This window comes from Sphingobium anseongense (assembly GCF_037725245.1).
Taxonomy (GTDB): domain Bacteria; phylum Pseudomonadota; class Alphaproteobacteria; order Sphingomonadales; family Sphingomonadaceae; genus Sphingobium.
In genome coordinates this window covers 1-9,909 of the sequence record NZ_JBBJUL010000021.1, presented here as the reverse complement: position 1 = coordinate 9,909, position 9,909 = coordinate 1, and the positions used below count along the sequence as shown (strand labels likewise).

At 53.0% G+C, this 9,909-nt stretch carries 9 protein-coding genes and 1 pseudogene; 9 read left to right on the top strand and 1 reads right to left on the bottom strand.

Annotated features, from left to right (window positions below):
• A pseudogene (locus tag WG908_RS16280) lies at window positions 1–269 on the bottom strand (hypothetical protein); the annotation flags it as partial.
• 93 nt (window positions 270–362) lie between these two features.
• Between WG908_RS16280 and WG908_RS16275 the strand changes: the two are divergent.
• The 9 genes from WG908_RS16275 to WG908_RS16235 all read left to right on the top strand — a co-directional run.
• Window positions 363–506 (top strand): hypothetical protein, encoded by a 144-nt coding sequence (locus WG908_RS16275; protein WP_340187563.1) that lies wholly within the window; start codon window positions 363–365, stop codon window positions 504–506.
• A gap of 246 nt (window positions 507–752) precedes the next feature.
• Entirely contained in the window at window positions 753–1,604 is an 852-nt protein-coding gene (locus WG908_RS16270; protein WP_340187562.1) for an ABC transporter transmembrane domain-containing protein, read from the top strand.
• 76 nt (window positions 1,605–1,680) lie between these two features.
• The gene (locus WG908_RS16265; RefSeq protein WP_340187561.1) at window positions 1,681–2,868 is read left to right on the top strand and encodes a hypothetical protein; all 1,188 of its coding nucleotides are present in this window, start codon (window positions 1,681–1,683) and stop codon (window positions 2,866–2,868) included.
• Window positions 2,869–2,880: 12 nt separating this feature from the next.
• On the top strand, window positions 2,881–3,393 hold the full coding sequence (locus WG908_RS16260) for an alpha/beta hydrolase family protein (protein WP_340187560.1): 513 nt from the start codon (window positions 2,881–2,883) through the stop codon (window positions 3,391–3,393).
• Window positions 3,381–3,923, top strand: coding sequence for a beta-barrel domain-containing protein (locus WG908_RS16255; protein ID WP_340187559.1), 543 nt, complete (start codon window positions 3,381–3,383; stop codon window positions 3,921–3,923). The genes WG908_RS16260 and WG908_RS16255 overlap by 13 nt, the downstream gene beginning before the upstream one ends.
• Window positions 3,920–4,492 carry a hypothetical protein gene (locus tag WG908_RS16250; protein ID WP_340187558.1) on the top strand — a complete coding sequence of 191 codons (573 nt, stop codon included), beginning with the start codon at window positions 3,920–3,922 and terminating at the stop codon, window positions 4,490–4,492. Before WG908_RS16255 ends, WG908_RS16250 begins: the two co-directional genes overlap by 4 nt.
• The gene (locus tag WG908_RS16245) at window positions 4,489–7,677 is read left to right on the top strand and encodes a hypothetical protein (RefSeq protein WP_340187557.1); all 3,189 of its coding nucleotides are present in this window, start codon (window positions 4,489–4,491) and stop codon (window positions 7,675–7,677) included. Before WG908_RS16250 ends, WG908_RS16245 begins: the two co-directional genes overlap by 4 nt.
• Window positions 7,650–8,126, top strand: coding sequence for a calcium-binding protein (locus WG908_RS16240; RefSeq protein ID WP_340187556.1), 477 nt, complete (start codon window positions 7,650–7,652; stop codon window positions 8,124–8,126). The genes WG908_RS16245 and WG908_RS16240 overlap by 28 nt, the downstream gene beginning before the upstream one ends.
• The coding region (locus tag WG908_RS16235; RefSeq protein ID WP_340187564.1) for a calcium-binding protein at window positions 8,083–9,909 on the top strand (1,827 nt) is incomplete at its 3' end. The genes WG908_RS16240 and WG908_RS16235, both read left to right, overlap by 44 nt.

Genomic DNA, 9,909 nt, shown 5'->3' with positions numbered 1-9,909 from the left:
GCCAGCGCCAAACGCAGTTCTTCGAGGGTGATGTCCCTGCGCTCCTCCCAAATGGCCAGAATGTCGGCTGCCCGCTCTTCCATCCGCCGCGATCGCGTATCCCCGCCGCGCGGCTTTGGGGCAATGTCACCCGTCTCACGCTGCTGTGCTCGCCAGCGGACCGCCGTTGATGGTGCTACACCAAACCGGCCCGCCGCAGCACGGCAACTCGATCCACTATGCGTGAGTTCATCGAATGATCCTGCAAATGTGATCGATCGTCGGACGATGTGCTATTTTTAACGAAGCATGATACATGGGGTAACAGATGGACTGGTTGCGTTGGCGCGCAACCAGTCCGCATCCCAACATGGAGAGAACCCATGTCAGAACGCTATGTACCATTTACAAAACAAGAGCTTGAAGACCTGCGCGTGCTGGAAAGGCAAGGTGTCCCGCCCGAACACCGCCTTACCAAAATGACGATGAGGGGTATTACCCGGAAGTGGCTTGAACAACGCTGCTGACGCCAAATTGTTAGGAGGCGCTCGCCTCCTACCCAGCATGGACTTTTGAAACAGTCACTCAACCGCGACCAGACCATTAATGGACTACGACTTCGCCTTACCACGCTAGGCAGAGCATTTTAAATTGGGCTTCCAATGAGAAACCTCAAAACCACGAATAGGAAATATCCGAAATGGCTGTCATTGCCGGTTAAAAGCGCGATAACTCTATAAATTTTGTTGTGGTCATCGACCCGTCATGGAAGAATGGCTTTTGATGCAGGGGTGCATCGTGGGGGCTATTGTAATATGGTGGCGGATGCCGCGCTGAATGTTGAGAGCGGCTTACGCGCATTAGCAACGCTCCTTGCTGTCCATAAAATTGCTGTGGATCCTCAGCAATTGCGGCACGAACTGGGGCATGATAAACCCGTATCATCAGGAGATTTGCTTCGCCTTGGCAAACGGCAGGATGGCGTTCGCACACGTTCTATCTTTACCAGTTTCGATAAGCTCTCCCGCCTGCCTCTGCCAGCTCTGGCTGACGGATCGGAAGGGTGGTTCGTCATTGGGAGGGCTAATGAGAGCGAGGCGCTGATCCAACGTCCAGGCCATGATGTGGAAAAGCTGTCGCGAGACGAACTGGAGGCGCTCTGGTCGGGCGAGATCATTCTACTGACGACCCGCGAAAGCGTCGGCGGGGCAGCAGGTCGCTTCGACATCCGCTGGTTCATTCCCCAGATTGTTCGCTACCGCAAGTTGATCGGTGAAGTTCTACTGATCACGCTGGCGCTCAACCTCCTTGGCTTGGCGGCACCGCTCCTTTTCCAGAATGTCATAGACAAGGTGCTGGTTCACAATACGCTGGCGACCCTACAGGTGCTTTTGGTCGGTTTCGTAGCGGTGTCCGTCTGGGAGGTCGCCTTTGGCTGGCTGCGCACACGGCTATATTCCGAGACCAGCCAGAAGCTGGACGTGGAACTCGGATCCAAGCTTTTTCGCCATATGCTGGGCCTGCCGCTGTCCTATTTCGAAGGGCGGCGGGTCGGCGACACGGTCACGCGGGTTCGTCAGTTGGAATCCATCCGCGAATTCCTGACCAATGCCTCGCCGACGTAAGGACAGGGCGCCGTAGCATCATGAGCTACCTTCTGAGCCCAATTGACGAGGCACGCCAAGAAGCGGGGAGAGAGCGGTGACCCGCACTATCTGTCAAATTGGCATTAGCGCATTGCTAACTGCGTCATTCGCCATTTTATGTTCGTGCGATGAGAGCAAATCGCGCGGAAAACCTTCCAGCGAAAGGCAAATTTCGGATTCAAATGCGGATATGTTTTACAAGATCAGCGTCGATCTTGTTTATAATGGTTCCAACCTGAATTTGAGCCAGTTGGTTCGCTGCCATGTCCGGACCGTGAGTGGAGGCTCACTTGGTCAAACAACAGATCTAGCCTCCCGCAAAATCTCTCCACAGTCGGTCGGGATTTCCTTGAAAGATGGTGGGTTTATCGCCCTGAAAATCCCAGATCTTTGCCTAATTAACCGCGCGTATAAAGCAGGAAAGCCAAGATCCCCTTCAACCCGTACCGCAGAATGGGCATCAACCGGGCCTTACAATATCTTTCCTTTATTGATTTGGGCAGATTCGGAAAAGAATCCTAGTATAATCGAAGAGTATTTGTCTCCAAGCTACTATGGCACAACGTCCTCTAAAATTAATATCATAGATTCTCATGTTATTTTTATACCGTCGAACGCCAATGTTCAAAAAACGGAAATGGCGGGTGTAGAGAAGGATCCACTAGCGGATGACGTTATAAAAGTTGGAAAATTCCAGACGGCCCGAAAATTAGGGCTTGGCTTCGTCGCTTACGCTGCGCTTCCGAAAGGCGACCCTGTGTCAAATGACACTCCAAATAGTATTAACACCAGCAGTAGGTCTGCAGCTGCAATTGTAAAACGTTGTATCGAGAAAATGCAGTACGGAAACTCCGAAATATCTGATATTCCGGCGGAATTTGATATTGGGTATCGACCCATTCAGATTACCTTTGGGAAGGTTCGTCTTAACATAAGACCACAGGCAGATCGAATCTATAAAGAGAATACTCTTATGCCAAGCGGACCCGCCGCATTTGTCAAATGCGCTCAGCTTCTACCGAAAATAATATCATTCCGTTTCGTCCAAGGCAGCAGCACGGTAGGCGAATTGTCCGATCTTGGAATTCTTCGTTTCTATCCGGAAAATAACCGAGTTCCGAAACCCGAGTTCAAGGTCGAAGGCTCTAACGCCAAACTGTATGACTCTATCTCGGTGGCCGGGTCAGCATATTCTATTTCAAAGATATCAAATATTGTTCGTGACCCATACGTCGGCGAGTAAAGGAGTATTCGAATGGTTAGTCAATCTGACTATGTAATGATGGCCGCAGAATCGTATTTCTACTATCGTAGAAACGGAGAACAACCGATAGCCTCATATTGGGATCTTATAGCGACCATTCAAGACGACAATTTAGAAGCTTTATCTGTCACTGTATTTCAAAACAATGATCAATATGTAATCGCCTTCCGCGGAACAGATAACTGGGAGCTTGATGGTACCGACGCGCTTCAAAATTTTCTTGTTGGTGTACCATTGATAACCGGACCACAAACCGTTCACGCGATTAACGCGGTGCAACAGTTTATGGATAGTCATCCCGATGTTACGATTGATCAAATTTCCTTTACGGGGCATAGTTTGGCGCGGCCAAGCTCAAAGTCATCGAAATGCGGCGGCAGCGGTTTGCGACGATTCGGGACCGTGAAGCCGCGCTACAGACGGCACGAAAGGCCGAGGCGCAATCGTCGGGCGCAGGTAGCGTCATGGCGCAGTCGAAGGCGGAAGCGCGAATGCGCATTTTAACGGACCTTGCGAAGGCTGAAGCAGATGCTCGGCTTCGGGAGGAAGAACTCACCAAGAGCCGTCAGCGCAGCAGTCTGCAACGGTTGGTGGCGCCCGCCGACGGGACCATCACGCAACTGGCGGTGCATACGATTGGCGGCGTGGTCGAAGCGACAAAGCCCATCATGGTGGTGGTTCCAAGGGGCGGTACGTTGGTAGCCGAAGTGAAAATCCTGAACCGTGATGTCGGGTTCGTGAAAGAGGGGCAGCCAGTGGCTCTGAAGCTCGAGGCATTTCCGTTCACGCGTTACGGATCGGTTTCTGGAATCGTGGAAAGTGTAGGTTCGGATGCGGTGGAGGATGAAAAGCTTGGGCTCGTTTACCCCGCCCGGATTCGCCTTGCGTCAAAGCCTCAATTAGAAGGAGGCGACGCTGTTCTAGGCGTCGGCATGCCAGCGACCGCCGATATCGGGACGGGACATCGAAACATCTTAAGCTATCTTTTGAGTCCGATCGATAAGGCGCGGAAGGAAGCAGGGAGGGAACGATGAATTTCTCAAATGCGGCGTTTTCTACTGTGTTACTACTCGCATCGACGGCATGTAACGGAACTTCCACACCATCTTTTGTACAGTCACTAGCTAAACAGGATTTCCCCGCAGACTCTAAAATTCATATTTTAAATCTTGGAACTTTCAAAATAAAGCCTGATACAATATTTTGTACTCTGCGCGAAACCACCTTTCCACTTAATGGAAGTCAGGTACGCAATGCGCTGGCAATGCTCAAGCAATCGGAACACTGGCAAGGCATGTCTCGCATTAACGCTCTAGCAGGCGGCAAAGAGTGCGGGGATAGGTCCGCGATCTTCGTTTATGGACGCATCGAACCAAATCGCAGAGGGATGCCATATCGGGTGACGCTCGAAGTATGGCAAGGTCAAGCAGCCTGGATTGGTAGGATTGAGAGATTAAATGGCCGTGCTCCCGGCATCTCAGGAATGGCAGATGAAAATGGCCATCCGGTAGGGCCATCAGAAGCCGGCCTTTCGGCGATGGCTGACGCTGACAGATTATCTTATACCTTTACAAAATTTCTGACCAAAAAAGGTGGATTATGACCGCAGGCAGCATGGAGAACGCCTTTTCATTAGTGCACGGGAGTCCATGGACAACAAACCACCTTACGTTCTCGTTCATTGACGGCATAAATAACGCTGAATTTGTATATAGTTATACAAATTTCAGTGACGGAAGGCACATTTTCGATAATAGTATGCCGAATAACACCGGCGCTCTCCTAAATTACCTGACGGATTTTGACCCAGCCGGCTTGGCGCAATTTAATCGAAATATCTTCTCATACTCAGCGGTTGAAGGTGTTGCGGCCTTTGCGAACTTGACATTTTCTCAAGATTTGACAGGCAGTGGAGCAATCAAGATTGGCGCGCTTAATGTAGATATCGCGCCAAGCGGAAGCGTGTCAGGCTGGGTTAACGAGATCGGAAATAATAGTTCTCCGCAAGATGGCTATATTTGGTTGACGAAACGTGGGCAGTCGGGAGGGCAATCCCCGATGACTTTGCCTCACGAACTAGGGCATCTGCTCGGCTTGCGTCACTCTAGCGAGGCATATGGATCTTTAAGTGTCGAAGACAATGGAAAGTACTCCATAATGTCTTACGAGCACATCCGAACCGAAGAACGCCCTGCAGCGGATTATCAGCTATATGACGTTGCCGCCCTTCAAAAAATGTATGGCGTCAACACATCAATAAATGTTGGCAGTACTGTATATAATATATTTCACGAGCAGCAGCACTTTGACTCAGTTAACGGTAGATACGACCGAACACCGCTATTTATTAATGGAGTCAGACAATTTGGAGGTAGTATTTACAATTCAATAGATCGATCTTTTGCTATTTGGGATGCTCAGGGAGGCCACGACGAAATTAATGCATACACTTATCAAAATAGCGCATTCATCGACCTGAGGCCAGGCCATTTTTCGTCGATCGGCGTAAATGTTTTTAATAACACAACTTTTACTAATAGAGATGACCCCAATTCGACGGAATTTATATCCGTCGGTGCCGTGTCTAGCAATTTCACCGTAACACTGGGCGAAAATGGCACACTCGGACGCGAAAATGTCTCAATCGCCTTTGGTGCGTACATTGAAGATGCAATTGGAACCGATTTCAACGACGTAATAATAGGAAATATGCTCTCCAATATCATGGAAGGGAAGGGTGGAAACGATATAATATTCTCAGATGGTCTATCGATATCAAACGCCGATACCGTCCTAATTTCCATTGGGCGAGAGGCAACTGGACTAATTCAGGAAAGTTACTCTGGCCTAGAAGACGCTAACTATCACCAAGTCGCTCAAACTGAGGATGGTATTGGCGCAGTCGGCGCGGATGCGGCCGATTTTGTATCAGACCGTGCACACCAAATCGATAGTTTGGCGGGTGGCGTAGGTGATGATTTGCTCGCCGGCGGCTGGGGCGATGATTATCTGTTAGGCGATGAAGATCCCCTTGGTTCAACAGGTGGAAATGACATAATCATAGGTGATCGTGGAGACGATCGTCTGCTCGGAGGGGGTGGGGATGATCTGCTTTTCGGCCAGTTGGATGACGACCTTCTCGATGGAGCATATGGGAAAGACAGACTTTATGGCGGAGATGGGGATGATATACTTTTAGGCGGCGCGGACGACGATCTACTTCAAGGTGACGATGGAAATGACCTCCTGAGTGGAGGCGATGGGATCGATCTATTAGAAGGAAACGCCGGCGACGATCGTTTGGAGGCGGGAAATGGAAATGATAAACTTGATGGCTCTGTCGCAGGCGGCTTATTCGGTGGTTTTGGTGATGATCTCCTAGTCTCTGAACTGAATGACGGGGATGACGATATTGATGGTGGTTTGAACGGTATTGATCTGCCAATCGGCGACGGGACCGATACTGTCGTCTATAAATATTATCACGGTAACTCGACTGTTTCGATCAACTCCGTACCTTTCATCGGCAGTCAAAAGCCTTCCGATTTTGGACTGACTATCGACGGAGCGCGCGATGCGAACAACGTCGCAGGAAGCTTTGAAGATACCAGCGACGTCCTGACGTCGATTGAACGCGCCGCAGTCGAAGCGGGCGACGGCAGCGACAGCCTAGTGATCAATGATGATTCTGATGTCAGCTATATCCAATATGTCGACCTTGGTGGCCAGGGGGCCGCATTCAGCGCCTATGACAAACTCGATGTCTCTGCGCTGAGCACGAACGTTACTGTAGATCTTCGAAATGCATCCGATCAGGTGTTGTATATCAACGATGGTGCCTTCAGCGGATCAGAGCTCCGCCTTCGTGACGTCGAAAACGTCAACGGTACCGAGTATAATGATGTCTTGTATGGCACCAATGCGGCGCAAGGCGGCCAACTGCGCGGGAACGGCGGAAACGATCAGCTTATCTCCGGAGCTGGCGCTTCGGTCCTCGAGGGTGGCGATGGGAACGACCTTCTCGTAGCTGGTGGAGTCGCTTCGCATCTTTTTGGTGGCTCAGGTACGGACCGATTCGTTGTTGGAGCCAATGCCACCATTGAAGATGCCGAACAGCGTCAGGGCGAAGAAACTTACTATGCCGGAATGCGCCTGACGGGCGGCGTCAAACAATGGTGGATGGAGGGCAACGCCGCATACTACGCGCCCTTCACATCTCTTAGCGCCGCATTTCCTGTTATCGGATCTGAGCTGATCGCGACCGCTGCTATCATGGTCGACTCCGTCACTCTGAAATTTGTCCAATACAGCCTTCTGTCCGATGGGACGCTGGCGATGATGTTCGGCTGGGGACAGGGAGGGACGGCATACCTCGAAAATTACGATATCGATTTCAATTCGGGCGTTGGCTCGGCAGGCATTTCAGTATTTCAGGTCGAGGTCGCGCGGCAAAAATGGGCTTCGCAGCAAAACATCGATAAATATGTCAATCTCGCTCTATATTCCGGGTTCGGCCACGGCCTCCCCGGTTACGATCCGCTCGTTCTCGATCTGAATGGCGATGGCTTTGACCTCGTCGCTGAGACTGTCTCGTCGAAGACTATGTCGCGCTCGACACGACCGACCTTTCGCTACTTGAGGACGGCGCAGAGGCGATTCTTTATCGCTGGGCTGGCATCGACGGCGTTACGCCCCAGGCGCTCGGCAGCGATGGGTTCGACACGCGCAAGCTCGCCTTCCTCACTCCCGACGATGTCAGCATGGCGCGCTCGGGTGCCGATCTGCTGATCACGGTCACGGCGACGGGCGAAACCGTCCGCGTGACTGGCCAGTTCGCGGACGTCACACCCGGCGGCGGGGACCTGCTCCTCAGCTCCAACAAGGGCGTGGAAGACATCCAATTCGCCAATGGCACTGTCATGGAAATTCCGGCGCTCATGATCGCGGTCGGAACCGGTACGGACGGTGACGACCATCTGATCGGCTCGATGCACTCCGATGCGCTGACCGGTGGCAAGGGCAACGACCTGCTGCAGGGCGGTGATGACGCCGACCTCTATGTCGTGAACGCGGGCGATGGTCAGGACGTCATCGAGGACATTCAGACGACGCCGCTGCTCCGATCCGCCGACATGCTCATCTTCGGCGACGATATCGCGCCCCACGATATCGTGGTCAGACGATTCCTCCGACATGGTCCTGAGTTTTGCCGGCACGGCAGGCTCGGTTACGCTTGATAAGCAGCTCAACTCTGGCGGTGAATGGGGTATCGAGCGGGTCAAGTTCGCCGATGGGACCATCTGGGACAGGATGGAGCTCAACAGCCGCTTCCTGGCGAGCTTCCGAACGTCGGGCAACGACACTATCACCGGCACCTGGATGGATGACACCATCCTGGGCGGCGCGGGCAATGACAGCCTCGAGGGCTATGACGGCGCCGATACCCTCGATGGCGAAGGCGGTGACGATATCCTTGCTGGCGGATCGGGCGACGATATCTATCGCTACGGCCTGAACGGCGGAAACGACATCGTCAGCGACTATGCCTGGTACCATGGTAGTTATGACATATTGGAACTGGGCGCTGGCATCGCCCAGTCGGATGTCACCTTCTCGCGGGCGTCCACACCGGGCGGCGACCTGGTCATGCCTATCGGCGCAGGATCGGTAGCTCTCGACAATCAGCTTAATGCCGGTGGCGAATGGAGCATCGATCTGGTGCGCTTCGCCGATGGCTCGAGCTGGACGGCTGAACAGCTCAACACGCACCTGTTTGCTGCGCTCTCGACCGCAGGCGCAGATACGATCGATGGAAGCTGGCGAGACGATGTCCTCAATGGTGCGGGCGGCAATGACATTGTCATCGGCAATGAAGGGAACGACGTCCTCGATGGCGGGGCTGGCGACGATCGCATCGAGGGCGGCGCGGGGGACGATATCTACCTCTACGCGGCCGACAGCGGCAACGATGTCATCAGCGAATATACCTGGTGGACCGGGAGCTTCAACCGGCTGATCCTCGGCGCAGGCATTACGACGTCCGAAGTGAGAGCGACCGTTTCTACTGCCGATCAGGCCGACGTGATCCTGACCTTCACCGGTCATACCGGTTCGATCACGATCGAGAACCAGATCCTCGGCGATGGTACATGGGGCATCGATACGATCGAATTTGCCGACGGAACTATCTGGGATCCCGCAACGCTCATCAATGTCATGTTCGCGAGCATGTCGACGCCAGGCGATGATGTGATTAGTGGTACGCCTGGCAATGACGTCATTGCCAGCGGCATGGGCAATGACATCATCAAGGGCGGAAATGGCGCTGATGATCTCTCCGGTGGTCCAGGTGTTGACGGGAACGACACGCTGACCGGTAGCGACAGTGCCGACATAATTGCAGGCGACGCAGGCAATGACACGATCGACGCGCGAGACGGAAATGATGTCGTTTCCGGCGGCATCGGCAATGATATGATCAAAGGGGGTAATGGCTCCGACGATCTTGCTGGTGGCTTGGGCACTGACCGTCTCGAGGGCGGTGGCAGCGACGATATCTATCGCTTCAATGCTGGTGATGGCCAGGACACGATTTACGACAACAATGAAGGTTGGTGGTATGGCAACTGGACGCTGTTCGATGGCGGCAACGACCGCCTCGAATTGGCAGCGGGCATCAATCCGGCCGATATCGATGTCGTTGAGCAGGGCGCGGATAATCTGCTGCTGAAAGTTCGTGGAACCAGCGATCAGATATTGCTTCAGGGTGTTGTTTCGACCACCCAGCGCCGCTTGGAAGCCGTCCAATTCGCTGATGGGACCGTTTGGACCCATGCTGATCTCATGCAGCGGGCGATGGCACCCACCCCAGGCGACGACGTCTTCTATGCAGGCGTATCGCCGATGACGATATCAGGTGGAGATGGCAATGACACGCTGACCGGCAGCGACGGCGACGATGCGCTTTCCGGCGATGCGGGTAATGACACCCTGCTCGGGGGCAATGGAAATGATATTCTT